Raw genomic sequence first — 25,570 nt, forward strand, 5'->3', positions numbered from 1 at the left:
GTGGTCACCATTTAACGCTGTAACTGGCGGAAAAGAGTGCAGCCCAGCCCGCATCCACCGCGGCACCGGTTTCAACGCCTTCAGTGATTTCGGCGGAGGAGAGATAGGAGATGCCGCCTCCAAGCCGCAATTCGCCGCCCCACTGATCCTTTAGGCTGGCGCCTGCGGCAAGCAGCCATTTGTCCTTGCGCAGGTCATAGCCGGTACTCACGCCGCGGTCCCACTGGAGACTGACAAGGCCCGACACTCTTTCGTTGAAGGCGTGCCCAACGCCGCCGGTAATCGTCCAGCCATCCCGCCAGTAATATTCGTTCCGGCTTTTCAAGTCGCCGATGCCGGGAATGCCGGTCGAAACAGAGAGGTCAAGCGTCTCGTTGACAGACCAATCTGTCCATTTGACCGAACCGAAAGCCAGCCACCCTGGCGCAATGCCGGATTGAAGCCTCAATTCCACGCTTTGCGGTAGTTCACCCGTGGCAAAAGCCGGCAGCTCGGCCCCGGGAATAAGGGGTGTTCCGCCGGAGCCGGTGGCATTGTGAGTTGTGCCAGAGCGATAAAGAAGCTGCGCGCGAAGGGCGATATCCGGAATCTCATAGCCGATACCGGCGCGCCAGCCATAAGCGTCGCTGTCGAGGCCGATCTCCATCGGGACTGGTCCCAAGCCGGGCAAAGTGGGTAGCGCATCAAGGGTGTAATCGAGCTTTTCGATAAAGGCTCCCCCCAACAGCGAGAGGCGCCCTCGACCCATGTCGAAGAACGCGGCGCACGTTGCGCCGAACTCGGTCACGATGAAGGACTCCGATAGCTTACCGCTAACGCCGTAAGGGACCGCGAAGCTGGAGCTGGCGCCATTGGAATCCGTATAGGTTCCCGCGCATGCAAACTTGTCATCGACGCCGAACTTTACGGCCGCCGACGGGATGACATAGGTGTCAAGGTAATTTTCGCCGATTAGCGCCGGATTGGGAGCCGCCAGCGGTGCGGCGCGATATTCCTGATGGGGCACGGCAATATAGGCCCCAGCACGGAAATTGACGTTCCCCTCCTCGAAGAGGATGTCCGTATCCGCGGTGCCTCGCGAGAACCCTCCGGCTTGAGCGCTGCCGACGATAAATGGGAAAACCACAAATGAGTATGCAAGATGACTGAATCGCATACGAGCCCCTCCATTGGTGCGACACTATCGCCGAAATGATAGCGCGGCCACCGATTAGGCCATTTGCGATGTTGAGAACTAAAATTTTGTGAGGATAATAGCTTAATGGATACTTGGTATTCCTGAAGCCGTGGGCTCCATTTAAGGGCCCGAACCCTAAACTCCTTTAAATCCGGGCTGTGGAAGCAGGAAACCCTCTAAAAAAGGCATGTTGCAGTAGGGCAACATGGAGGGGAAATCTGAACTGCGCGCCGTAAAAGCGCGCAGTTGCTAATCTCGAGAGGACCGCCTCACATCCCGCTCCGCACCTGCGCCAGAGCGACGGCCAGACGCGACCTGGACTCGGAGAATTCGGCAAGCTTTTCCCGTTCCGCCGCAACGATTTCCTCCGGAGCGTTCGCCACGAACTTGTCGTTACCAAGCTTCTTTTCCAGGCGATCGATCTCATTGCTCATCCGGGCGACTTCCTTCTCCAGCCTTGACACCTCTGCCTTGAGATCGATGAGGTCTCCGAGCGGCAGGCAAAAGGTCGCCTCGCCTATGACAAGCTGTGCCGAGCCCTTTGGAGGCTCGCCGGCAAACCCAAGCTCGCCCACGCGCGACAGACGGCGGATTGCGGGCTCATGCCGCGCGAGCCTTTCACGCGTCGTCGCGTCGGCTCCCACCGCAATAAGTGGCGCGACGGCAGCGGGGGGCACATTCATCTCCGAGCGAACGGAGCGAATTCCCGAAACGAGGTCGATCAGCCAGTTGACATCCTCCGCGGCGGCCTTGTCCTCAAAAGCCAGCTTGGGCCAGCGCGTAAGCGCGAGAACATCCGGGCGGCCGCCCTCGCCGCCGGTCAATGACCAGAGCTCCTCGGTGATGAACGGCATCATCGGATGCAGGAGCTTGTATATCTCGTCCAGGACATAGGCGACACAAGCGCGCGCTTCCGCCTTCGCCGTCTCGTCGTCCCCCGCGAAAACAGGCTTCAACAACTCGAGATACCAATCGCAGAAGAGACTCCAGACGAAGCGATATGCTCCGCCCGCCGCATCGTTGAAGCGGTAGGAGGTAATGCCCTCTGTAATCGCACGGCTCGCGCGGGTCAGCTCCGTCAAGATCCACCGATTGACGGCAAGCTTGGCCTGCTCCGGCTGGAAATTGGCATCCCGCGCCACACCGTTCATCTGCGCAAAGCGCGTCGCATTCCAGAGCTTTGTCCCGAAATTGCGGTAGCCCGCCACCCGAGCCGGGTCGAGTTTCACGTCCCTGCCCTGCGCTGCCATAATGGCGAGCGTGAAGCGTAGTGCGTCCGCCCCATATTGATCGATGAGTTCCAGGGGATCGATGACGTTGCCCTTGGACTTCGACATCTTGGCGCCGTTCTTGTCACGCACAAGCGCGTGGACATAGACGGTATGGAAGGGCTCCCTGCCGGTGAAGTGAAGGCCCATCATCATCATCCTCGCCACCCAGAAGAAGATGATGTCGAAGCCGGTCACCAGCACCGAGGTTGGATAGTAGGTAGCAAGCTCCTTGGTCTTTTCGGGCCAACCAAGGGTGGAGAATGGCCAGAGCGCCGAAGAAAACCAGGTATCGAGGACATCCTCGTCACGCGTCAGGATCTCTCCCGGCTGGAAGTTCTCCAGCTTCTCTTCCACCCATGCCTTCCAGGGTCCCTCATGTGAGAGATAATGCTGTATAGCCGCTTCCAGGGCCGCTTCCTCATCCTTCTCCACGAATACCTGGCCGTCGGGCCCATACCAGGCAGGAATCTGGTGACCCCACCAAAGCTGCCGTGAAATGCACCAGGGCTGGATGTTTTCCATCCAATCGAAATAGGTCTTTTCCCAATTCTTGGGCACAAAAACGGTACGACCCGCTCGCACGGCCTCGATCGCCGGCCGGGCAAGCGTCTTCGCATCGACATACCATTGATCGGTGAGGAATGGCTCGATGGGCACGCCGCCGCGGTCGCCATGGGGAACGGCATGGGTGTGTGGCTCAATCTTGGCGAGATAACCGCCCTCCTCCATCGTTGCGACGATCCGCTTACGCGCTTCGAAGCGTTCGACGCCTTGAAGTTGCTGCCAAAGCTGGCGCTGTGCGTCCGTCGGCGCGAGCCCTTCCAGGAAATCCTCATTGTCAAGAATGTTGATGGACGCGTCCGGCATCATCACGTTGATGATGCGCAGGCCATGGCGCTTGCCCACTTCAAAATCGTTGAAATCGTGCGCGGGCGTGATCTTGACTGCACCGCTACCTTTCTCGGGGTCGGAATACTCGTCCGCCACGATGGGAATTCTGCGCCCGACAATGGGAAGAAGCACATGCTTCCCGATTAAATGCTGGTAGCGCTCGTCGCTGGGATGCACCGCCACGCCGGTATCGCCGAGCATGGTTTCGGGCCGGGTCGTGGCAACGGTAATGAATGTGGAGGGGTCATCCGCATCAAAGGGCATTCCCTCAATGGGATAACGCAGGTGCCAGAGATTTCCCTTGATCTCGATCTGCTCCACCTCGACATCGGAAATGGCGGTCAGAAGCTTGGGGTCCCAATTGACGAGACGTTTGTCCTTGTAGATCAAGCCTTGTTTGTAGAGGGAAACAAAGACCTCGATAACCGCCGAAGACAGACCTTCGTCCATCGTGAAGCGCTCACGGGACCAGTCGCAGGAGGCACCGAGCCGCTTCAATTGCGTCAGGATGGTTCCGCCGGATTGCTCCTTCCACTCCCAGACCTTTTCCACGAAACTTTCGCGGCCAAGGTCGCGGCGGTGAATCTGCCGCTCCATAAGCTGCCGCTCGACCACCATCTGAGTTGCGATTCCGGCATGGTCCATTCCGGGCTGCCAAAGCACGTTCTTGCCGCGCATGCGCTCGAAACGGACCATGATGTCCTGCAGGGTGTTGTTGAGCGCGTGCCCCATATGGAGCGAGCCGGTTACATTGGGCGGCGGGATGACGATCGTGAACGCTTCAGCACCTCGCTCGGCGCCTGCGCCTGCCCTGAACGCCCCCTCTTCCTCCCAGCGTTCCGAAATTCTCGGCTCGACACCGGCCGCGTCGTAGGTTTTTTCCAGCATAGAATTGGTCCGTGCTTCGGCGACTGCGCCGCGTTGCAGCTATTCTGCAACTGCTCTGTGGTGCTGGGTGTAAAGCCGAAGGGTGCGAACGTGTCAACAGTGCAGCATTCTGCAACCACGCTGTGCGACAAGTGGTTCGTGCAACTGCGCGGCCGCTCGTCAACGGTGGGAAAACCGCTGTTACTGCCAGCCCTTAAATGCCTCGAGCAATGCGCTCGATCTCCTCGCGAACGAGACGTTCGACCAGTTGCGGCAGATTGTTGTCCAGCCAATCCTGCAACATTGGCTGCAGCATCTCCTCCGCCATTTGGTCAAGCGTCTTCCGCCGGTTCGCGATGAGCGCCTCATTGAGTTCTTCAAACGCGGCTGCCACCTTGCGCCCCGGAAGCCGCGAAATGATCGGTCGACGTTCCAATTCGGCAGACTGGGGGTGCAATGCCGGATTTACGGCCTGCTGCTGGTACCCCTGAGGAGCACCCTGGCCTTCCGCCGGAGGCATTTGCGCGTTCGCAGCAACGGGAATGGGAAAATCCTCCTCCTCGTCTGCATCTGATTCGAACCCTTCCGCCGCGGCCGATTCATTATTTGGCTGAGAGGTCTCTTCCGTCCATTCGGATTGGTCCTGTGCCGGCTCATAAGTGGACTCCGGGCTGAGCGGCGCAACGGCAGAAGGTGCCAGAGAACGAAAGCCCTCAAGATCGGCGAGGCTGCGGAACGCGGTTTCATGGTCGCGAGGAGCCTCGTCCTTACGCCCAGTTTCACTGTCCTCTATGATGCGCCGGATCGATGCGAGAATTTCCTCCATCGAGGGCTCACGCTGTTGTGCGGTGCTTGCCTGTGCCATCGTGCCGCCGTTCTCATGTTCGTCCCCTGCCCCTATCGAGCACGAGACCGTTTCGAATCATGATCTTAGCCTAGCGAAGGCACGCGCGGGTGAGAATCCCTGCAAGAAGGTTCGCGCTCTTTTCGCACAGAAATGACCAAGAACGGGGCAAAACGGTTATGGAAGGTTTATCAGCGCCCGTCCGGCGTCCTCAAGCCGTACCACTTGTCCTTGACGGCGTTGTAGTGCTCTTGCGGGTCATAGGTTGCGACGTTGAGACCCAATCTGGATGGAGAAAGGCGCCCAATAGCAGAAACGATAGCGTAGCTCGCCACGACGACGTTACGCTGCGCGTTGACAAGCTCTATGCGCGCGTCGATGACATCGGCCTGCGAATTGAGGACGTCCAGCGTCGTACGCTGACCGACATCGCGTTCCTCGATGACGCCGCTCAAGGCAAGCCTGGCTGCATTCACCTGCTCGCGGTTTGCAGCCAGTGCCTCCCTTGCGGCCTGATATTGTGTCCATGCGGACGTCACAGCCTGTCGCACCTGATCACGGGTAACGTCCACGTCAATCCGCGCTTTGCCAAGCGATTCCTTTGATTGCCGGACGCGGGCGGAAGCTTCGCCACCCTGGTAAATCGGAATTGTGAGGTTGAGCCCGATCGAGGCACTGTTCTGGGTGCCATCGTTCGAGCCGGCAAGGCCGCCAGCGCCAGCCGCACCGGAAGTGTCGGTCCGGGTCGTCGTGAGGCTGGCCGATGCAGAGAGGTTGGGCAGGAGCGTACCTTCCGCGGACTTCACGCTGAAGGCTGCAGCGTCGACCTGGTGAAGCCTGGCCGCGATCGCCGGATGTTCTGCAAGTGCGATGGCCGTGGCTTGATCGATCCCGGCCGGAAGCAATCGGCTCAGCGGTTCAGGGGCCTCGAGGGTTCCCGGATCATCTCCCACCAGCTGACGATAGGTCGCGGCACTTGCTGCCGCCTGCGCCCTTGCCGCCGCAAGCTGGGCCAGCGCCAATTGCCGGCTGGCTTCCGCCTGCGCCACATCCGTACGCGTGCCCTCGCCCACATCCAGCCGCGAACGAGCGGATCGGACCTGCTCTTCGAGGAATTGAAGGTTTTCTGACCGCAGCGCGGCGATCTGCCTGTCGCGGATCACATCCATATAGGCTATCGCGGCGTTGAGAAGCAGGTTCAGTTCGTCATTGCGCAAACTTTCGTTTGCGGCGCGAACCTGCGCCTCGGATGCGCGCACGTTATTATGCGTCTGAAATCCATCAAAGATCGGCTGTTGAAGCGAGATGCCGAACTGCCCTGTGCGAATCTCGGTGCTGTCCCGATTCTGCAGCTGCAAAGAACCGGTGCCGCTCACCCTGGGCCGCATTCCGGATTTGGCGATCGCAACATTTTCATCCGTTACGCGGACGGTCGCGCGCGATGAGTTCAGGCTGGAATTGTTCTGGTAGGCTTTCGTCAGCGCTCCGAGGATCGTTTCTGCACTCGCCGGAAGCGGGGACAAAATCACAGATGTCGCAGCCAAGGCAGCCACAATACGGCTTCGCAAGAATGTCACGACCTACCTCACCTCCTGATTCGGACGTCCGTGACGTCCAGCTGTTTCTGGCGTAGCGGCCGGGAGGTGTTCCCCCAAATCGACGGACTCGCCCCACATAGGCAGGACGTTACACCATCTAACTGATCAAATCCGTTGCGCTTCAGCAACAACGCTCCGATCAAAGATTAAAATACGAATCCTTTTTCGATCTCGAAGCCCGGCAAGGGCTTCACGGCAGCATTGAAGTCGGCGCGCGACGACAGCAAGCATCCTTCCTTCAGGAAGAGATGGGCTCTTGCCGCATTCCCCCTTCCGATCACCGCAACCAGGCGCCCTCCTTCGGCCAACTGAGCAAGTAACGAATCAGGAACATAATCCACGCCGCCCCCGATGAAAATTACATCATAAGGGGATTCATTCACGTAACCCTCGTTCAGCGCCCCGGTAACGACGGTAGTGTTCATGCAACCGAGCTCGGTGAGCAACGAGGACGCCGTTTCCGCAAGAGCAGAATCGCACTCCAGCGCGACCACGAAGCTTGCGATCTTGGACAAAACCGCTGCGGAATAGCCGGTCGCACATCCGACATCGAGCACAAGGTCGCTCGATCGCACCTCCGCTAGCTGTACCAATTTGCCGAAGCGGGCGGGTTCCATGAGGTAGCGCGGCGGATTTCCTCCGGATGCCGGGGAAATTTCCAGGTCCTCATCCATATAGGCAAGTGTCTTGCGGCGGCTCGGCACAAATGCTTCGCGAGGAATCTCACGCATGGCCTGGATCAGAGGCACATTCGTTACATCCTGAGTGCGCAGCTGCCCCTCGATCATGGTCTCGCGCTGCACTGAAAAATCGGCATTCATTTTGGTATTCCCGATCCTGCGCGCGTCGCGCACCACAGTTCACTTCCGACTCTTGCCATCCCTGGTTGGGCTGCGCCCGTGATGTGGCAAAAAATGGCGTGGCGGTCAATCAACAGAAAGGGCGTACGAAGATCGCGCGGGTATTCGCGAGGCGCCGGGAACCGGCTTCGGCCTTCGCCGTTCCAAAGGGAAAAGGAGACTGCCCGTGAAAGTCCGTGAGCTTGTGGAGAAGCTTAAAGATCTACCTCAAGACGCTCCCATTTTCGTTGCCGAGGTCGATGAAGCCTTCGCTGCCGACATCATTTCCGTCGACCTGGTCGAAAACGCGCGCACAGGTATGCGGAAGGACAATCGGCCTGAGGCGGTCGAGCTTGCCGAGGGAAACGAAAAAGTCATTGTTATCCGCTGGTAGGCGCTCCGCCGGTGAATCGCTGCAAATTTGGGCAGGGCTGCGCCGCCTGGGCCAAGCCGCGGTCTTTCTGCGTTTGCAGGTTATCTTTTCACATGTCTGACCGCTTGAAGTCCGCGTCGTGCTGGCCTTCGGCCACCGAAAGTATTATTGCGAACCGTGCCGATCGTTTTGAAAGCCACGGTATCCATGGATCCATTTTACCCCGGGAGTGATCAGCCGGCGATGCCCCGTCATCAACCATGCTGGAATTAAAGGAGCATGGGGAGCGTCGCGAACTCAGACCGAAACCAAGCATCAATCTGGAAACCATCCAAGTGCACGGCGCAATAATCCGGGCCGCCGCTTATGTGGCCTCTATCTTTTCGATCTATATCGCCGGGGCGATGCTCATTCCGGCGGCAGTCGACCTTTATTACGGTCATAGCGATTGGCAGGTCTTTGCCGTCTGCGCCTTCACCACGGGGGCCATTGCGCTGACGGTGGCGGCGGCGACGCGGGACAGGACGCCGGTTCGCTCGACACGGCTGGCCTTCATAGTCGTCGTGGTCTTGTGGTCGACCTTGGGGATTGTCGGCGCCTTGCCGCTTTATGCTGCATCGCTGAAGCTCGATTTCGCCGATGCGGTTTTCGAATCCGTTTCCGCAATCACGACCACTGGCTCCACGGTGGTCGTCGGTCTCGACACTCTTCCTCCTGGCGTGCTGCTCTGGCGCTCGCTCCTGCAGTGGATGGGCGGATTGGGCGTCGTCGTGCTGGGACTCTTTCTTCTACCGATGCTGAATGTCGGCGGGTTTTCCTATTTCCGCATCGAGTCGTCCGATATCGAGGACCGGCCCTTCGAGCGTTTGAAGAGCTTCCTTCGCGCGCTTATAGGCGTTTACGTTTTCCTGACGGGGGTGTGCGCCATCGCCTATGCGGCCGCCGGAATGAGCACCTTCGACGCAATCAACCACGCCATGACCACGCTCGCCACGGGCGGGTTTTCAACGCATGATGCTTCCTTCGGCTTTTTTGAAGACAACAATGTACTGCTGTGGGTGAGCACTATCTTCATGATCCTGGGTGCCCTTCCCTTTTCAATCCTCATCCTGTTCGTGGTGCAGGGAAGGCTTGATGCCCTTCGTGATCCGCAGATCCGCGTCTTCCTCGGCTATCTGGTCGTCATTGTCCTGGCCCTTGCCGTGCAGAGACGGATCGCCGATGACGTCCCATTCGCCGAAGCGGTGACCACGGCTGCTTTCAACATCACGTCCATCGTCAGCACGACAGGCTTCGCCAGCGAGGACTACACACTCTGGGGACCATTCGCCGTCACGATTGCTTTTTTTGCTACGTTCCTGGGAGGCTGTTCCGGTTCGACAACCGGTGGAATCAAGGCATACCGCTTCTTCATTCTTGGACGCATGCTGCGGAACGAACTGCGTATCCTGATTTACGGCAGTTCGGTGCAACCGCTCAGATACGGCAACCGTGCCGTGGACGCGGAAATGCAGCGGTCGATTGTCCTTTTTTTTATTGCCTACATTGCCCTTTGGACCGCTGGCACAATCGCACTGGCGGCGAGCAATCTCGATCTTGTGACCGCCGCTAGCTCGATGCTGACTGCAATCTCAAATGTCGGACCGGGAATTGGCCCAATCGTCGGGCCTGCAGGCAATTTCCTCCCGCTCAGCGATTATGCCAAGTGGGTGCTGATTGTCGCCATGCTACTGGGGCGGCTTGAGATTTTTGCCGTGCTTGTCGTTTTTACGCCGACCTTCTGGCGCGCCTAACGGGAAGCCCTGAAAGGCGAAGGGTGTTTTGGCTTCATGAGAAAATTGTTATTGTTTTTCGGTCGAAATGGGTCCATTCCAGAAATATAATTCTAATGGAGAATTCCATGGATCGCCTTGATCGAAAAATACTCCGTCTGCTGCAGGAGAACGCCACGCTCGCGGTGGCGGACATAGCAAAGAAAGTCGGACTTTCGACCACACCATGCTGGAGAAGGATCCAGAAGCTGGAAGAAGAAGGCGTGATCCGCAGGCGGGTGGCGCTGCTCGATCCGGCCAAGGTGAACGCGCGAGTGACGGTCTTCGTGTCCATTCGCACGAATGCGCATAGCCATGAGTGGCTACGCCGGTTTTCCGAGGTGATCAAAGAGTTCCCGGAGGTGGTGGAATTCTATCGCATGAGCGGCGACGTCGACTATCTGCTGCGCGTCGTCGTGCCGGACATCGCGGCTTACGACGCCTTCTATAAGAAGCTTATCTCCAAGATCGAGATCCGGGACGTGTCCTCTGCCTTCGCCATGGAGCAGATCAAGTACACGACTGAATTGCCGCTCGACTATCTTGTGCTCGACAAGGAATCTGCAAGCGCAGCGGTTTAACGGTCTAAGAAAATGGCCCGAATAGGTCGGGCCTTTTCCACCTTTTCTTATCTCTCAAGCCGCGCCAGCAGCGAGGATGTGTCCCAGCGGCGGCCGCCCATCTCCTGAACTTCCTTATAGAACTGATCGATGAGCGCGGTGATCGGCAGCTTGGCTCCGTTGCGGTCGGCCTCGGCAAGGCAGATTTCAAGATCCTTGCGCATCCAATCGACGGCGAAACCGAAATCATACCGGCCTTCATTCATCGTCTTGTGGCGGTTCTCCATCTGCCAGGAACCAGCGGCCCCTTTTGAGATCACCCCTACCACCTGCTCGATATCAAGGCCGGCCTTCTTGCCAAAATGAATGCCTTCCGCGAGACCTTGCACGAGGCCTGCAATGCAGATCTGGTTCACCATCTTGGTCAGCTGCCCGGCGCCTGATGGCCCCATCAGGCCAACCATGCGGGCATAGGCTTCGATCACCGGCTTTGCCTTTTCGAATGCTGCCTTATCGCCGCCGCACATTACGGTAAGGGCGCCGTTTTCCGCACCGGCTTGGCCGCCGGAAACAGGCGCGTCGATGAAGGAGCAACCGCGCTTCTCCGCATCAGCAGCAAGTTCCCGAGCTACTTCGGCAGACGCGGTGGTATTGTCGATGAAGATCGAACCCTGCTTCATTGTTCGGAATGCGCCTTCGGGCCCGGTGGTGACCCCTCGCAGGTCCTCATCGTTGCCGACACAGGCGAAAACGAAATCCTTATCCTTTGCGGCTTCGGCCGGCGTCTCCGCCAGTGCCCCGCCATGCTCGCCCACCCATTTTTCCGCCTTTGCGGTTGTGCGGTTGTAGACCGTCACATCATGGCCGCCGCGGTTTTTCAGATGTGCGGCCATGGGGTAGCCCATTACGCCAAGCCCGATGAATGCAATTTTCGCCATTCGGCTGTTCCTCCTTGTGCAAAGTTAGCGGCCCAGATGTCGCGTCAGTCGGCGCTCAATGCGCTCAGTCGCGATCCGCAGCAATTCAACGAGTACGAGATAGATGAGCGCGGCCCAGATATATGTCTGAAAGTCGAAGGTCCGGGAGAAGGCGCGGCGCGTCTCACCCATCAGATCATACACTGTGATGATCGCCACGATAGCGGATCCCTTGATCATCAGAATGATTTCGTTTCCATACGGCCGTAGCGCAACCAGCAAAGCCTGAGGCAAGATGATCTTCCGCAAAGTCTGCCATCGCGAGAAGGCAAGAGCGGCTGCCGCCTCCCATTGGCCGCGGCCAACGCTTTCTACCGCTCCGCGCAGGATCTCAGCTTGGTAAGCTGCGGTATTGAGCGTGAAGGCGAAGATGGCGCAGAACCAAGCATCGCGGAAGAAGGTCCAAAGCCCAACGGCCTCCAGTTGCGGCCGGAAGGAGCCGAGACCGTAATAAATGAGAAACGTCTGTGCAAGCAGGGGGGTGCCGCGGAAGAAATAGACATATGCATAAGCGAGGGATGAAATTACCCGGCTTTCGGCTCGGCGTCCAACGGCGATAGGGACCGATAGGACGGCGCCTGCCAAAATAGAGATCACTACAAGCTGGATGGTGACCCAAAGACCGGAAACATAATTCGGTGTGTATCGCGAAATGAGCTCCGGATTCCAGGAATTTAGCAGAAAATAGAGCACTCCCAAGCCAAGCAGCACCCATCCGCTTAGCAGCACTAGGCCTGTAATGCGTGCCAAGGTCCAACGCCTGACCGGCAGGGGTGGCGGCATATCGTCCAGCTCTGCCGTGCGGGGAAGGCTCATCGCGACGGCCCGCTGGAAGAAACCCGCCGCTCGATAGCCGAGAACGCAAAGGAAGAGAGAACGGAAAGGCCGAGATAAAGCAGGCAGGCAATGCCGAAGAACAGAAAGGCTTCCTTGCTCACGCGGGCCGCAATGCCCGTCTGGCGCAGGATATCGGCAAGCCCGATGACAGACACCAGCGAAGTCTCTTTAAGAAGGATAAGCCACAGATTGGAGAGGCCCGGTAAAGCCAGCCGGATAAGTTGCGGCAAGATGACCAGCTGCATGGTGCGCCGGCGGGAAAGCCCCACCGCGTATGCACCCTCGTATTGGCCGCGCGGAATGGCGCGGAAGGCGGATACGAACACTTCGCTGGCGTAAGCGGAAAAAACCGCCCCGAGCGCCACGATACCGGCCACGAAAGCGTTGATCTCTATGGTGGCAGTTGCGCCCAGAACGCGCGTGATCTGCTGCACCGCGATCTGCGCGCCGTAAAAGACCAGGAATAGCGTCAATAGCTCAGGCAAGCCGCGGAAAATTGTGGTGTAGATATTGGCCGCAAGCCTAAGGCTAGGCTCCTCCGATGTCTTTGCAAGCGCGACCGTGAAACCGGCTGCAAGGCCGAATGGAAGGGTCACGAGCGCCAGCGAAATGGTGACGAGCACACCCAAGGCGATTTCGTCACCCCACCCTGCCGGGCCGAAACTAAGGAGGGTCAGAACGCCATTCATCTCCCGGTCGTGCCCGTCATTACCTCAATGCCAACGACGCCAGTTGGCTTCTTCAGCGGGAACCCGCGTGTTGAACTGCGTCGGCTTGCGCAGGTAAAGCGACGGGATTTCTCCCGCCCGCGGCAGCCTAACCGCCGTAAACGTCGAACTCGAAGTACTTGTCATTGATTTCCTTGTATTTTCCGTTTTCGCGGATGGCTTGGATAGCGGCGTTGAATTTCTCGCGCAGCTCATCCTCGCCCTTGCGGATGGCTATGCCGATTCCCTCGCCGTAGATTTCCTCGACAGGCGTGAGCGTGCCCAGCACCTTACAGCACTCCCCATCGGGCGTGCTTAGCCAGTCCTGCAGGACGATTACGTCATCGACCACAGCGTCCAGACGCCCGTTCGTCATGTCGAGCTTGTATTCCTCGGCGGTCGGATAGAGCTTGACCTCGCTTTCCTGGAAAGTCGCCTCGGCAAAATTGCCATGCGTCGTGGACGCTTGGGCGCCGATCGTCCTGCCAGCGAGATCTTCCTTCGTCACGCCGGCGATATCAGAATCTTTCGCCACGACGATAGCCGGCGGCGTGTTGTAATATTTCTCTGTAAAGTCGACCTGCTGCTTGCGTTCGTCAGTGATCGACATAGAAGCGATGATGGCGTCGAATTTGCCTGCCTGAAGCGCGGGGATCATGCCATCCCACTCCTGCGTGACGAATTCGCATTCCGCATTCATCTCCTCGCAGAGCGCGCGGGCGATATCGATATCAAACCCTTCGAGGTTTCCATCGGCGGTGAGATTATTGAAGGGTGGGTAGGCGCCCTCGGTTCCGATTTTTAGCTGCATCCTTTCCTGGGCTTGGGAGGCGCTGGCCGACAGTGCCACGAGCGCGGCGGAAAGAATGAGTGCAATACGTCCGGTGATACGCATCATCTCCCTCACTGTTCTTGTTCCGGTCACCTTCTCAGGCGCCCGCTTTGGAGCTGATATTCCCATTCTTCCGGAAGGAAATGCAACGGGAAAGAGTAAGGCTGCGGTGGCCCATTCAACAATTCGCCCGGGGGCGCCTACCGGGTTGGCTCCAAAATCGCTCCCCTGAATGCGTCGGAAAACTCGAAAGGGGCAAGAATCCCCTGCGCTTTTTTCTTGGTCAGGAACGATTTCCAAGCCAACGCAACAAGCCGCTAGACGGTCACCGCTACCTGACTTACCCCACGTTCAGTTTTTTCGGATCGATAAATGGCCAGCAATGAAATCGGCGATCCCGGCAACATCATCTAGGTCGTAGCGAGGGAGGCTTGTTTCGACCGGGTGATCGCTGGCAAGCGCGACGATTCCCGGCACAAGGTCAGCAAGCGGCGATCGATCGCGAGCGCCGAGCCGTCGGCACTCGATTTTTGGATGCGGCTCCTTCTTGAAGCCTTCGATTAGCACCAGGTCGCAGGGTGAGAGCCGCGCCAGGATATCGGCGAGGTTTGGCTCTCCTTCCTCTCGCAATTCGTGCATGAGAGCCCAGCGACGGCTTGACACGATGGCCGTTTCACTCGCGCCTGCCTGCCTGTGGCGGAACGAATCCGTGCCGGGCTGATCGATGTCGAAAGCATGGTGCGCGTGCTTGACGGTTGCCACCTGAAGGCCCCGTCGCACAAACTCCTCGGTGAGCCTGACAGTTAGAGTAGTTTTACCGGAATTCTTCCAACCGGTGATGCCAAAGACCTTCACGTTTTCATCTCCCCGGCGATCCTCTCCGCCGCCTCCTGCTCCTTTCAAAGAAGGGGCAGAAACCGGCACCGGAATTTAGCACAAGCAGGCCCCGGTACTTTTTGCCTTCGCATACGTACCGAAAAGCCTCTGGCAGAGTGACGCTCCCGGCCCTAACCCTGTCATGGTCCTTCCTTTTCAGAGCTCTCCCTTAGTCCTGGCAACCCGTATCACGTAAAGTGTGGCCGCAATGCCAAGCGACGACGAAGCTAACATCAGGACCATCAACGGGTAGGCGCCGGTTTCCTGTGACAGCAGCCCGCCGGCAAGCGTCGCCAAAGCTGCTCCGACGCCGATCTGCAAAGCACCGCCGAGACCGGATGCGGAGCCCGCCAGGTGCGGTCTGACGCTCACCATGCCGGCAGTCGCGCTTGGAAGCGCAATGCCATTGCCCATACCGACAAAGAATGTTGGGCCGAAGAAGGAAAGAGGATGATCGTAACCGCCAAGGAACAGGACGATCGACAATCCCATGCCCAGCGCGGCGATCGCATTTCCCGATAGCATCATTCGATTGATGCCGATAGCGCGCGAATAGCGGCCGGAAATGAAGTTGCCAAGCATGTATCCGAGCGAGACGACGCCAAAATAGAGCCCGTAGGTGAATGGAGAAAGGCCGAGGATCTCTGCCGCCACATAGGGTCCTCCGCCAAGAAAGGCGAAGAACGTGCCTGAGGCGAACCCCGCCGTAGCCACATAACCCCAAAAACGGTGTGAGCGCACCAGCTCGCGATATCCCCGGAACTGGGCTGTCAAGCTAGACGAGCGATGCCTATTCGTTTCGCCAAGATCGACATAGATCAGGATAAGGGCAACGATCCCAAAGCCGAATGTGAGGAGGAAGGTGGAGCGCCAGCCGTAGGCCTCGTCCAGAATGCCCCCTACCAGCGGCGCGACCATCGGGCCCAAGGTCATGCCCATAGTGACATAGCCAATGCGGCTGGCCGCCTCGTCAGTGCCCACAATATCCCGCACGATCGCGCGCGACAGAACCAGGCCGGAAGCCGAAAAAGCCTGCAGAACACGGCAGGCAAGCAGCGCCTCTATGGTCGGTGCATAGGCCCCAGCAAGTGTGGCGATGCAGAAGACCGCAAAGCTGACCAGCATCACTGGCCGACGGCCAAAGCGGTCCGAGGCCGGGCCGATCCCGAGTTGCAGCACCGCGGTAGCGGCGAGATAAAGAGAAACGGTCATCTGCACGATGCCGTAATCGGCGCCAAATTGCTCGGCCATGCCCGGCAGGGATGGTAGAAATATATTGGTCGCTGAAGATGCCGTGGCGGCCACGGCGACAAGCGTCAGGATGTGCGGTGGCGTCGTCTTGTCGAATGTGGGGATGATCATATGCGGCGATCGTGGACAGGCTTTGTATCGAGCCCGCTCGTAGTTATGGCAGGCGCAGTGCTTTCGGTGATCGGAAGATCATGGCCGACGATCCGCTCCCGGTACAGCGCATAAAGCCCTGAGCCGACAACCAGGGCTGAACCGAAGAGCATCAGAGCGTCCGGAACATCGCCGAAGACCAGAAAACCTAGCAAGATCGCCCACAGAAGCGAGGTGTAGCGAAAGGGAGCCATGAAAGAGATGTCCCCCTGCCGCATTGCCTTGATCACGAACTGGTAGCCGACCACGACCAAAATGCCCGCAAGGAAAATCGAGAGCGCCGACGGCACCTCGACCGGTTGCCATCCGCCGGTAAAAGGCAATAGCGCGGCGCCGGACAAGGTGACGCCCGCCGAGGTCGCAACTGAAACCCCAACAGAAGGGATGTCCTGGGGGATTAGCCGGGTGGAAAGGTCACGAACGGCACAGAACCCCACGGTCAAAAGCGCGAGCAGCGACCAGGCGCTGAAATCGCCCAGTCCCGGACGGACGATGATCATAACGCCAACAAACCCGACACTGATCGCGCTCCAACGCCGCCAGCCGACCGGCTCCGCCAAAACCATCGCCGCCCCCATCGTAACGGCAAGCGGCAATGCCTGTAGCACCGCAGTAACATTGGCTAGGGGCAAATGGGCCAGCGCAAAAATGAAAGTAGTCGTACCCCCTATTTCGCAAGCGACACGGGTGAGGATGGACCTGTGGGCAAGAAACTTCAGTGAAGGGAAGCCATCGGTACGGAAGATAAGAATACAGAGCAGCGAGGTGGCAACGACGCCCCTCAGCAAGATCACCTGCCCCATCCCCATTTGGGGCAGGACCGATTTCGTCAAGGTGTCGTTGGTGGTTAAAGCGGCCATGGCAATAGCCATGTAAAGCGCACCACGCAGATTTGCGTTAAGGGCCACTTTGGCTCCGAAAGGAAGACTCGTAAGTATCGCTTATGACCGATAGCTGCCGAAAGCAATCGGTCCAGATTAGCGAAAATGATTGTCAGCCGCCTGTTACACTCATGTGGCGTGAAACGGCGGGACGGCGGGTGCGCCGATCAATGACGAAATCGTGGCCCTTTGGTTTGCGGGTGATCGCTTCGTCGATGGCGCGTGAGAGAAGTTCGTTTCCCTCCGAGGTGCGTAGGGGTGTTCGCAGATCGGCAGCATCCTCCTGTCCAAGGCACATATAGAGCGTGCCGGTACAGGTGACGCGCACACGGTTACAGCTCTCGCAGAAATTATGGGTGAGCGGCGTGATAAAGCCCAGTCTCCCGCCGGTTTCCGACACCGAGACATAGCGAGCGGGGCCGCCGGTCTTATAGGGTATATCGGTAAGGGTGAATTGACGCTCAAGGCCAGCGCGAAGTTCCGAAAGCGGCAGGTATTGATCCGTGCGGTCGACATCCACCTCGCCAAGCGGCATCGTCTCGATGACGGTCATGTCCATGTTCCGTCCATGGGCCCAGCGCATGATTTCGGGTATTTCCGCCTCATTGAAGCCGCGGAGGGCGACGGTATTGATCTTTATCTTGAGACCTGCTGCCTGCGCGGCATCGATCCCCCGACCAACGCGGTCAAGAACGCCCCAGCGCGTGATCGCGCGGAACTTTTCCGGATCGAGAGTATCCAGCGAAACATTGACCCGCTTGACGCCGCAATCGGAAAGTTCGGCGGCGAAACGCTCAAGCTGCGAGCCGTTTGTCGTAAGTGTCAGCTCCTCAAGAGCGCCCGACTTGAGATGACGCGAAAGCTGACGCATAAGATGCATGATATTCTTGCGCACCAGGGGCTCGCCGCCCGTGAGCCGCAAGCGCCGGACACCCTTCTCGATGAAGACGGTGCAGAGCCGATCGAGCTCCTCCAAGCTCAAGAGATCCTTCTTGGGAAGGAAATGCATATCTTCCGCCATGCAATAGACACAGCGGAAATCGCAGCGGTCCGTCACCGAGACACGCAGATAAGTAATAGCCCGGCCAAAAGGATCGATCATGCTGCTCAGGTTCATTCAGTCCTCCTACACGATCCCACTTCGGATCGGGAGCGTCGTTTTTCAAGCAAGGCTAGCATCCTCCGCTTATACCCCGCAATGATTTCGATCTGATCTTTTCACGCTGCCACAAAAGAAGGAAGCCTCTCATGAGACCGCCAAAAGAACTGCGGGTGTCAAAGGATCGTAAGATCCTTACGGTGAGCTTTCCCGACGAGGCGCCACTATCGATGAGCGCAGAGCTATTGCGCGTCTTGTCGCCATCCGCGGAAGTTCAGGGCCATTCGCCGGACCAGAGGGTGATCGTGTCCGGCAAGAAAGATGTGGAGATTGCTCGCATCGAGCCGGTTGGGAATTATGCAATTCGCATCGTGTTCAATGACGGTCATGAAACCGGACTATACAGCTGGAGCTATCTCGCCAAGCTGGGCCATGAACGCGAGCAGCTTTGGCATCGCTATCTACAGGAGCTTCAAGAGAAAGGGCTAAGCCGTGAACGTTGAGGGGTTGCCGTCCCAATGCGCACGCTTGCGCGGCGCTGGCAACCGCATCGTAGTACGTCGCGTTCGCCACGCCGCCTGGTGATTGGCCTCAAATCCAGGGCCATTTCCTGCCCTCGCGCTTGGGGTTCAAATTCACGAGGCGGTTAATTGTTCTTTACTATTTAGTTACAGAACCGAGCCATCGTGCTGGTTCAGACTCCGCAGAATCGATGTAGTTTTGGTGGCTGAAGCCACAACGTCGGTCGTGCCGGCAGCCGGCAAAGGGGTCATCCCAGTTCTGTTACTCGGCGGGAGAAGAACAAGTGAGGAAATGGATTCTGCAATCAGGAAGCTTGTCCGCGCTTGTTTTTGCAGCGACGCTGTTCAGCTCGACGCATCAGGCCGCCGCAGAGCGCTACCTGTTTGATATGCTCTTCAACAACAACCGATCTCAGGATCGGGCGGTGCAGCCTTCGCCCAATGGTGCAGCGGGACAGAATTCAGCGCCGAGGGCCGGCAGACACGAAAGGCCAGTCGTCCGCAGGCCCCTTCCGCAGGTCTCGGCCCCCAGCTTCTACAGCTTCAAACCGGATCCTCTTGTAAAGGTCGACTTCGCCGCGATTTCATCAGTGCTTCGCAATCCCGCGGGGGAAGCGGTCGATACGCGCTTCACGGAAGCGCTGGACGGCCTTTCAGATTTCGATCTGCGCGCGGAAGAACGCATCGCTGCGGCTCTGGTTCAGTACTACGCCCAATCCCCTCGCTTCATCTGGGTCGATGAGAATGGCCCGAACAAGCGGGCGGACGAAATCCTCGATGTTCTGGCGGATGCGGATGCATTCGGGCTTTCGCACATAGACTATGCCATTCGTGCACCCATTGCCGTGCAGCCGCAGGCTCCATCCTCATCGGCGCGCATGAAGGCACTTATCCGGTTTGAGATGACGCTTTCCGCGCGCGCCCTGCGCTATGCTCGCGATGCAAGACTCGGCCGCCTCGATCCAAACAAGCTGTCGGGCTATCACGACTTCAAGCGTAAGCCGTTGGACGAGAAACTTGTGCTGGAAATCCTGGCGTCCAGCGCGGAACCTGCCACTTACCTGCAGTCGCTTCATCCCCAAAACGAACTCTTCAACGCTTTGCGGGACGAATTGAAGAAGCTTCGCACCGAAGCGGAACAGGAAAAGGAAGAGATTGTCATTGCACCGGACATTCTTGTCCGTCCCGGCGCGAGCCATCCTGATTTTTCCAAGGTCCTGCTCGCGATAGAAAGCAAAGCCGACGACGATTTCAGGGCCGAGCATGGCGCCGTGCTGACCGCCCATTTGGGAAGCCAGACCTATGCGGAAGAGCTGATCCCCATCATCAAAGCGGTGCAGAGACAGCACAAGCTCAGCCCGGATGGCATCGTGGGACAGCGCACGGTGAGAGCGCTAACTGGCGAGTCCGCGTCCAGCCGCATCGAGAAGGTGCTCCTGTCCATGGAGCGGCTGCGCTGGCAACCGTCCTATCTGGGCAGCGCGCGCGTGATGATCAATGTTCCATCTTTCACCGCCAGCTATTTCGAGAATGGAACAGAAAAGCTCTCAATGCGGGCGGTGGTCGGCCAGTCCTCCAGCCAAACCTATTTTTTTCATGATGAGATCGAGTATGTCGAATTCAACCCTTATTGGGGCGTGCCGCGATCGATCATTGTCAACGAAATGCTGCCGAAGCTTCGCCGCGATCCCGGCTACTTGGATCGTGCGGGCTATGAGGTGTTCGATTCACGCGGCAGGCGTGTAGCGTCCTCCGCAATCAACTGGGCTGTCTATGGGGCCAATGTCCCCTATGGTGTGCGCCAACCGCCGGGTGCGAGCAATGCCCTTGGCCGGCTCAAGATCATGTTCCCCAACTCGCATGACATCTACATGCACGACACGCCGCAAAAATCGCTGTTCGCGCGCGACAGCAGAGCATTCAGCCATGGCTGCGTGCGCCTGGAGGATCCGGGTGCCATGGCGGCCGCCGTGCTCGGGATTTCCAGCGAGGAGGTTGCTGCCGAGATCAATAAGGGCCGGAACATGCGCCGGAACGTGCCAAGCAAGATACCGGTCTATGTCGGCTACTTCACCGCCTGGCCCGAAACCTCAGGATCGATTTCCTACCATGCGGACATTTATGAGCGCGACGCGCATCTGAAAAAGGCTCTGTCCCGGATTGAAGAGGTTCGCACGGAGGGGGCAGATCCAGTCCTGGCCGCGCAGAACGGCGATCTCCAGCAATCTCATAGCCTAGATATCCAGGCGGCCGAGCAGCACGTACGCTAAAATATGGCGACAGCAAGAATTCGTGGGAGCGCTGCGATAGAGGCGGCAGCCTCTCACTGGTCAAGTATTTGGTTCAAGCGCCCGCGCTTGGCCGGGAGGCCATCTCTCCATACCAGCGTCTGGCATGCACAAGTTCCTCCGGCACGTCTATGCGGGCGGGTTTCATAAACTGAACAGCAACAAAACCGGTAATATCGGCGATGCTGAATTCATCACCGGCAATAAAAGGACGCCCGGCGAGTTCGCCATCGAGAAAACGGAGAAATTCCGTCGCCTTGGATTTGCTCGCCTCGCCCCATGCCGGCACCTGCGGCACTTCCCATCCCTTCATGGCCGGGTGCAGGTGGCGAAAGGCCGCCGAGACCGGGATAAAGAGGCCGAATTCGATGCGCCGCTGCCACATCTCCACCCTCGCTCTGGTAAGCGCATCGCGGCCGAAGAGAGCGGGCTCAGGCGACTGCTCCTCGAAGTAGCGGCAGATCGCGACGCTTTCCGTGATCACGGTGCCGTCGTCTAGTTCCAGGATCGGCAGGCGTTGCAGAGGATTGAGCCGGGTGATTGCCTCCCCTTGATGCTCCCGCCGTGCCATATCCACCGGTACCGTTGGAACCTGAATTCCCTTCTCAGCAAGAAAGATGCGCACACGCCTCGGGTTGGGTGCCCTCCCGCCGTCATAGAGCTTCATGTGTCCCTCCCCGTCCTTTCGCCTCACGTCATTCCGGAGACTTGCCGCAAAAAGTTGACGAGCCGTCCGAGCCAGTCGTGCGGCGTTTCGTTGGGCGAATTGTTTCGAGTGCGCCAGTCGCGCGGATCCTCGAAGGCACCTGCCCAAAGCCCTTTGCCAGCCCGTTTCGCTTCGGCTTCCGAAAGGGTGTAATCACCATAGGAAATCGCCCAGCCGGTTTCCACCATTGTCTGGCCGAGATCGCGGCCCCCCGCCTCGCATCGCGCAAGAAGACGCCCGTAACGGTCTCGCTCCCAGCCGCTGCAGGAAAGAGAACCGGAGTTCGTGAGTTGGCTCAATGCCTGTCGGGCCCGCTGCCCGCACGCATAGGACAGACCTTCCAAGGAACACTGCTGATCAAGTTCAGGGGCATCGATCCCGCGGAGACGGATGCGCTCACCATTTATCGTGAGACTGTCGCCGTCGTTAATCCTGAAAGATCCTGAAAGATGGCGCGTGGCGACCTGGTCCAGCCTCGCAACCGTAAGCGCCAGAAGCGTGAGTATTCCCGCTGAAAGAAGGATATCGGCCCATCGGTGCGGCCGCCTCGGATTCCGTCTACTACGCCAATAATTTCTACGACTTACACGCATTAACTGAAGGGTCTCTTAATTATTCGCCGGTATTTATGGAACCATGCCGGAAATGCGACGCGTCCGATGGTGTTGAATCAAAACCAAATGGCGGACAAGTTCATAGTGAACCGCACGAAACCGCATCGCAACAGCGACGTGGCAAAGGCTGTTCGGCACACGCGCGACCAGCTCTCGCGGAAGGCTGGTAATCGCTCCTTCGACAGGGAAATGCTGAAGATCCATGCGCGCACGATCATCAGCAGCGCACCTGCGGTTCTCTTCGTCCTGCTGCTGATCGGCGCCGCCGGCTACGCGGTGGGCCCCGCGCGCGAAATGGCCATCTGGGGAATGCTGGCGGCGGCAGGCTATACAGCGCTTTATCTTTTCGCGCGGTATATCGACAAGCGATCCATCGACCAGATCGATGCGCGCAAGGTGCACGTTCAATTCCTGCTTTTGCATTTTTTCAGCGGCATCAGCTGGATCTATCTCGTATCGTTCGAGTGTCGTTGCGGCTTCCTGAATTTCTCGTTTTTCGTAGCGATTGTACTTCTGATGATGATTGCAGCCACGGCGCTTGTTTGCTCCTCCCTGCGCGGCGCCGTCCTCGCCACTTTTGGCCTGCCAGTTGCCATACATGCACTGCTGCATCTGGAATTTCCCTTGGGCGTAGAACCAGTTATGACGCTGTTGCTGGTTCTGTCCCTCCCATTTTTCGGGCATGTTGCGCATCATCGCAACCAGGCGGCCATCAGCCTCCTAAGCTTCCGTAGCGAGAATGAATCCCTCATCGCAGAACTGGAGACGGCGAAGGCTGTATCCGACGAGGCGCGCCACCGTGCGGAAGAGGCCAATTTGGCGAAGTCCCGCTTCCTCGCTTCGATGAGCCACGAATTGCGGACGCCGCTCAACGCAATCCTCGGGTTTTCGGAGGTCATGGCGAAGGAAGTGCTCGGCCCCGTCCAGAACGTGACTTATCGGGAATACGCCAAGGATGTCCATCAATCGGGACAACATCTGCTCGAACTGATCAACGAGATTCTCGACCTTTCCCGCATTGAGGCCGGACGCTACCAGCTCAACGAGGAGCCGCTTGCGCTTGCCGACATTGTCCATGAATGCTGCCGGATGATGGATCTCAAGCTGAAGGCGAAGGATATAAAGCTTGTCCAGCAGTTCGAACCTTCGCTGCTGAACCTTATGGCCGACGAGCGGGCGGTGCGGCAGATTTCGCTCAATCTGCTTTCGAATGCGGTGAAGTTCACGCCGTCCGGAGGGGAAATCCGCGTTCGGGTCGGCTGGACGTCCGGAGGTGGCCAGTACATTTCAATCTGCGACAACGGCCCCGGAATTTCGGAAGAAGAGATGCCGCTTGTCCTTTCCGCCTTTGGTCAAGGTTCCGTTGCGATCAAGAGTGCGGAACAGGGAACCGGACTGGGACTGCCAATCGTCCAGGGTTTGACACATCTGCACGGAGGGCTATTGCGTTTGAAATCAAAGCTGCGGGAAGGAACCGTCGCAACTGTGATCTTTCCACGAAGTCGTGTGGTCGAGGAAGCCGTCGCGCCGCCAGTCCGCCAAAAAAAGCGTGCCGTTGGCTGAAGTTTCAGGCGCGCAGCCGCGCGTTCACCTCCGCCCTCCGCGCCGAGATTTCACTCGCTCCCCGGACCACCCCTGCGGCAAGAGCGCCCGCGACACCGCCGCTGCTCAATCCTTCAACGTTAAGAACCGGTTTCAGGCCGATAAGTGCCGCCGCCTTGCGATGCCCACCCGTTTGGGCCGCTGCCAGAAGGCAGTGCTCCAGCGCATTCTGATTCATAGCATAGAGAACAGCCGCCGCCGCTGTCGCGATAGGTCCATCGAGGATCACCGCAATCTTCTGCGCCCGCGCTGCGATAATAGCGCCGGCGAGCGCTGCGGTTTCCCTGCCGCCCAGCCGCCGCAGTGCTTCCAACGGGTCGCGGAGATGATCTTGGTGAAGTTCCAGCGCTTGATTGACGAGTGAGAGATCGTCCGCGCCGAACTCTGCCCATTCGGAGATATCCTGATTCAAAACCGCGCAAAGGAGCGCCGAGGCCGAGAGCTCGCCGGCGGCGTTTACCGTGCCCAGACAGATGAGGTCGGGGCCGGCTGCGATCGCTTCCATGCCAAAAGCCATCGTGGCGGCTGCGGCCCGCTCTTCAAGCGCGGGGCCTGCTGAAAAGTCTGCGACAGGCAGCTCCAGCGCCAAGTCAAACACATTCAGCCCGAGATTGTAGTCGGCGCAAAGCTGGCTTACGGGCGCGGCGCCCGCCGCGATCGCCTCCACGCGGGATTGCGCTTCGCCTATCGGATCGGCCATGCCTCTTTTTCCAGACACTGCGTGCGTCGCTGCGAAAAGCGCTACCATAGGGCGCGATACGCGCGCGGGGGCGCGACCGGTAGCGGCTGCAAACCATTGGGCGACATCCCGCACCTGCCCCAGCTCGTGCCCGTCCGCCGCCAGATCGGCTTGCACTCGCGATGCTGCCGTCTGGTCCATGGCAGGAAGTCCGGCAATCAAGTTACGGATATCATCGAAGGGCAAGCCGTTCGTCATGTCATTGTCTCCTGGGCTGGCGCCGGGCATAACGGCAGGATGCGGCTGTGGCAATGCCGCGGCTTGCGTCGACCCGTCACGCCCCCCATCTGCAAGTGCGGAGGAACCTATTCAGATGGCTATCGAATCTCCCTGCATCCTGGTCTGCTCCATAAATGAGAAATCCGGCTACTGCCTTGGCTGCGGGCGCACGCGTGACGAAATCGCCGGCTGGCTGTCCATGACGCCGGGAGAGCGCCGCGCGGTGATGGACGGACTGCCGGCAAGGCTTGCAGATCTTGAGCGCACCACTCTCGCAGAGCCGTTCCGGGCGATGCCATCCGGCAGGCGCGTGGAGAGGGCATGAGCCATGCGGCTGTTCTGGATCGTCATCGCCGTCATGCTTGCAGGCGTGGGCCTGCTGGTCGCCTCTCACGACAGCGGCACCGTCTTTGGCATCGCCAGCGATTCTTTCGCTTCGATGCTTTACCTTGGCCTGTGGGCGGCGGTGCTCATTGTCGGCGTTTTTGCTGCCCGCACACGGTTCCATCATGCCGCGCGTGACCTCGCTTACTGGCTGCTTATCCTTCTGGTGCTGATGACCGGATATCAATACCGCTATGAATTGCAGGATGTGGCGAGCCGGCTTACGGCCGGATTGATCCCCGGCAGCCCGATAAGCCTTTCGGATTCTTCACGCGCCGCCGTTATGATCGACAAGGCGGTCAATGGCCATTTCGAAGTGAGGATTCTTGCCAACGATGCCGCGGTCCGCGCCCTGATCGATACCGGCGCCACCACCACGGTGCTCACGGCGCAGGATGCCGCGCGAGCGGGAATCGATGTCGTCGCACTTTCTTATTCCTGGCCGGTGATGACCGCGAATGGGCGGGCAATGGCAGCCCGCGCCCGCTTGGACACGCTGCGGATTGGCCCCATCGAGCGTCACGACGTGACAGTTCTTGTGGCGGAGCCTGGCTTGCTTGAGCAAAGCCTGCTTGGGATGCAGTTCCTGAGCAGCCTCTCGAGCTTCGAAATGCGGGGTGACCGCCTCATCTTGACTGACTAGGCGCTGCCCACGG

Annotated in this window: 24 protein-coding genes; 8 read left to right on the forward strand and 16 right to left on the reverse strand. The window is 58.7% G+C overall.

What is annotated here, in order from left to right; genetic code table 11:
- Positions 1-4 precede the first annotated feature (4 nt).
- The 5 genes from GNP00_RS13535 to GNP00_RS13555 all read right to left on the reverse strand — a co-directional run bounded on the left by GNP00_RS13535 (position 5) and on the right by GNP00_RS13555 (position 7,469).
- Complete coding sequence (locus tag GNP00_RS13535) at positions 5-1,156, reverse strand: outer membrane protein transport protein (RefSeq protein WP_011580911.1); 1,152 nt, start codon at positions 1,154-1,156, stop codon at positions 5-7.
- Between the two features lie 290 nt (positions 1,157-1,446).
- The gene (locus GNP00_RS13540) at positions 1,447-4,227 is read right to left on the reverse strand and encodes a valine--tRNA ligase (RefSeq protein WP_011580910.1); all 2,781 of its coding nucleotides are present in this window, start codon (positions 4,225-4,227) and stop codon (positions 1,447-1,449) included.
- A gap of 193 nt (positions 4,228-4,420) precedes the next feature.
- On the reverse strand, positions 4,421-5,071 hold the full coding sequence (locus GNP00_RS13545) for a PopZ family protein (RefSeq protein WP_041544671.1): 651 nt from the start codon (positions 5,069-5,071) through the stop codon (positions 4,421-4,423).
- A gap of 170 nt (positions 5,072-5,241) precedes the next feature.
- Positions 5,242-6,627, reverse strand: coding sequence for a TolC family outer membrane protein (locus tag GNP00_RS13550; RefSeq protein WP_011580908.1), 1,386 nt, complete (start codon positions 6,625-6,627; stop codon positions 5,242-5,244).
- A 167-nt stretch (positions 6,628-6,794) separates the two neighbouring features.
- Positions 6,795-7,469 (reverse strand): protein-L-isoaspartate O-methyltransferase family protein, encoded by a 675-nt coding sequence (locus GNP00_RS13555; protein WP_166016093.1) that lies wholly within the window; start codon positions 7,467-7,469, stop codon positions 6,795-6,797.
- 205 nt (positions 7,470-7,674) lie between these two features.
- Between GNP00_RS13555 and GNP00_RS13560 the strand changes: the two genes are divergently transcribed.
- The 3 genes from GNP00_RS13560 (at position 7,675) to GNP00_RS13570 (ending at position 10,252) form a co-directional block, all read left to right on the forward strand.
- The gene (locus GNP00_RS13560; protein WP_166016095.1) at positions 7,675-7,881 is read left to right on the forward strand and encodes a sugar phosphorylase; all 207 of its coding nucleotides are present in this window, start codon (positions 7,675-7,677) and stop codon (positions 7,879-7,881) included.
- 239 nt (positions 7,882-8,120) lie between these two features.
- Entirely contained in the window at positions 8,121-9,653 is a 1,533-nt protein-coding gene (locus GNP00_RS13565; protein WP_246259445.1) for a TrkH family potassium uptake protein, read from the forward strand.
- Between the two features lie 107 nt (positions 9,654-9,760).
- A complete protein-coding gene (locus GNP00_RS13570) occupies positions 9,761-10,252 on the forward strand; it encodes an Lrp/AsnC family transcriptional regulator (RefSeq protein ID WP_011580905.1) in 492 nt (163 codons plus the stop codon).
- A gap of 47 nt (positions 10,253-10,299) precedes the next feature.
- Here the strand turns inward: GNP00_RS13570 and GNP00_RS13575 are convergent, their stop codons facing one another.
- From GNP00_RS13575 to moaA, 8 genes are all read right to left on the reverse strand, one after another.
- Positions 10,300-11,169, reverse strand: a complete 870-nt coding sequence (locus GNP00_RS13575) for an NAD(P)-dependent oxidoreductase (protein WP_011580904.1) — start codon at positions 11,167-11,169, stop codon at positions 10,300-10,302.
- Between the two features lie 24 nt (positions 11,170-11,193).
- The gene (locus GNP00_RS13580; RefSeq protein WP_041544669.1) at positions 11,194-12,024 is read right to left on the reverse strand and encodes an ABC transporter permease; all 831 of its coding nucleotides are present in this window, start codon (positions 12,022-12,024) and stop codon (positions 11,194-11,196) included.
- Positions 12,021-12,734, reverse strand: a complete 714-nt coding sequence (locus GNP00_RS13585) for an ABC transporter permease (RefSeq protein WP_011580902.1) — start codon at positions 12,732-12,734, stop codon at positions 12,021-12,023. Before GNP00_RS13585 ends, GNP00_RS13580 begins: the two co-directional genes overlap by 4 nt.
- A gap of 127 nt (positions 12,735-12,861) precedes the next feature.
- Positions 12,862-13,647 carry an ABC transporter substrate-binding protein gene (locus GNP00_RS13590; RefSeq protein WP_011580901.1) on the reverse strand — a complete coding sequence of 262 codons (786 nt, stop codon included), beginning with the start codon at positions 13,645-13,647 and terminating at the stop codon, positions 12,862-12,864.
- A gap of 288 nt (positions 13,648-13,935) precedes the next feature.
- Positions 13,936-14,439 (reverse strand): molybdopterin-guanine dinucleotide biosynthesis protein B, encoded by a 504-nt coding sequence (gene mobB, locus GNP00_RS13595; RefSeq protein ID WP_011580900.1) that lies wholly within the window; start codon positions 14,437-14,439, stop codon positions 13,936-13,938.
- 177 nt (positions 14,440-14,616) lie between these two features.
- Positions 14,617-15,822, reverse strand: coding sequence for a multidrug effflux MFS transporter (locus GNP00_RS13600; protein WP_011580899.1), 1,206 nt, complete (start codon positions 15,820-15,822; stop codon positions 14,617-14,619).
- Entirely contained in the window at positions 15,819-16,769 is a 951-nt protein-coding gene (locus GNP00_RS13605) for an EamA family transporter (protein ID WP_011580898.1), read from the reverse strand. Before GNP00_RS13605 ends, GNP00_RS13600 begins: the two co-directional genes overlap by 4 nt.
- 85 nt (positions 16,770-16,854) lie before the next feature.
- The gene (gene moaA / locus GNP00_RS13610) at positions 16,855-17,859 is read right to left on the reverse strand and encodes a GTP 3',8-cyclase MoaA (RefSeq protein ID WP_011580897.1); all 1,005 of its coding nucleotides are present in this window, start codon (positions 17,857-17,859) and stop codon (positions 16,855-16,857) included.
- A gap of 131 nt (positions 17,860-17,990) precedes the next feature.
- Here moaA and GNP00_RS13615 point away from each other — a divergent pair, with 131 nt between their 5' ends.
- Both GNP00_RS13615 and GNP00_RS13620 read left to right on the forward strand, forming a co-directional pair.
- Positions 17,991-18,344, forward strand: coding sequence for a gamma-butyrobetaine hydroxylase family protein (locus tag GNP00_RS13615; protein WP_011580896.1), 354 nt, complete (start codon positions 17,991-17,993; stop codon positions 18,342-18,344).
- Positions 18,345-18,646: 302 nt separating this feature from the next.
- Positions 18,647-20,632, forward strand: coding sequence for a L,D-transpeptidase scaffold domain-containing protein (locus tag GNP00_RS13620; RefSeq protein ID WP_011580895.1), 1,986 nt, complete (start codon positions 18,647-18,649; stop codon positions 20,630-20,632).
- Positions 20,633-20,705: 73 nt separating this feature from the next.
- Here GNP00_RS13620 and GNP00_RS13625 read toward each other — a convergent pair whose 3' ends face one another.
- Together GNP00_RS13625 and GNP00_RS13630 are read right to left on the reverse strand one after the other, a co-directional pair.
- Positions 20,706-21,317 carry a glutathione S-transferase family protein gene (locus GNP00_RS13625; protein WP_011580894.1) on the reverse strand — a complete coding sequence of 204 codons (612 nt, stop codon included), beginning with the start codon at positions 21,315-21,317 and terminating at the stop codon, positions 20,706-20,708.
- A gap of 23 nt (positions 21,318-21,340) precedes the next feature.
- The gene (locus GNP00_RS13630) at positions 21,341-21,949 is read right to left on the reverse strand and encodes a thermonuclease family protein (protein WP_011580893.1); all 609 of its coding nucleotides are present in this window, start codon (positions 21,947-21,949) and stop codon (positions 21,341-21,343) included.
- Between the two features lie 66 nt (positions 21,950-22,015).
- On the opposite strand from GNP00_RS13630, the gene GNP00_RS13635 reads away from it, so the two are divergent.
- Positions 22,016-23,533, forward strand: coding sequence for a sensor histidine kinase (locus tag GNP00_RS13635; protein WP_011580892.1), 1,518 nt, complete (start codon positions 22,016-22,018; stop codon positions 23,531-23,533).
- Between the two features lie 4 nt (positions 23,534-23,537).
- Here GNP00_RS13635 and GNP00_RS13640 read toward each other — a convergent pair whose 3' ends face one another.
- Positions 23,538-24,509 carry a nicotinate-nucleotide--dimethylbenzimidazole phosphoribosyltransferase gene (locus GNP00_RS13640; RefSeq protein WP_011580891.1) on the reverse strand — a complete coding sequence of 324 codons (972 nt, stop codon included), beginning with the start codon at positions 24,507-24,509 and terminating at the stop codon, positions 23,538-23,540.
- A 115-nt stretch (positions 24,510-24,624) separates the two neighbouring features.
- On the opposite strand from GNP00_RS13640, the gene GNP00_RS13645 reads away from it, so the two are divergent.
- Both GNP00_RS13645 and GNP00_RS13650 read left to right on the forward strand, forming a co-directional pair.
- Positions 24,625-24,855: a DUF1289 domain-containing protein gene (locus GNP00_RS13645; RefSeq protein WP_011580890.1), complete on the forward strand. Its 231-nt coding sequence runs from the start codon at positions 24,625-24,627 to the stop codon at positions 24,853-24,855.
- A gap of 3 nt (positions 24,856-24,858) precedes the next feature.
- Positions 24,859-25,557 carry a TIGR02281 family clan AA aspartic protease gene (locus tag GNP00_RS13650; RefSeq protein ID WP_011580889.1) on the forward strand — a complete coding sequence of 233 codons (699 nt, stop codon included), beginning with the start codon at positions 24,859-24,861 and terminating at the stop codon, positions 25,555-25,557.
- The last annotated feature ends 13 nt before the right edge of the window (positions 25,558-25,570 follow it).

Source organism: Chelativorans multitrophicus, from assembly GCF_011317445.1.
Lineage (GTDB): Bacteria > Pseudomonadota > Alphaproteobacteria > Rhizobiales > Rhizobiaceae > Chelativorans > Chelativorans multitrophicus.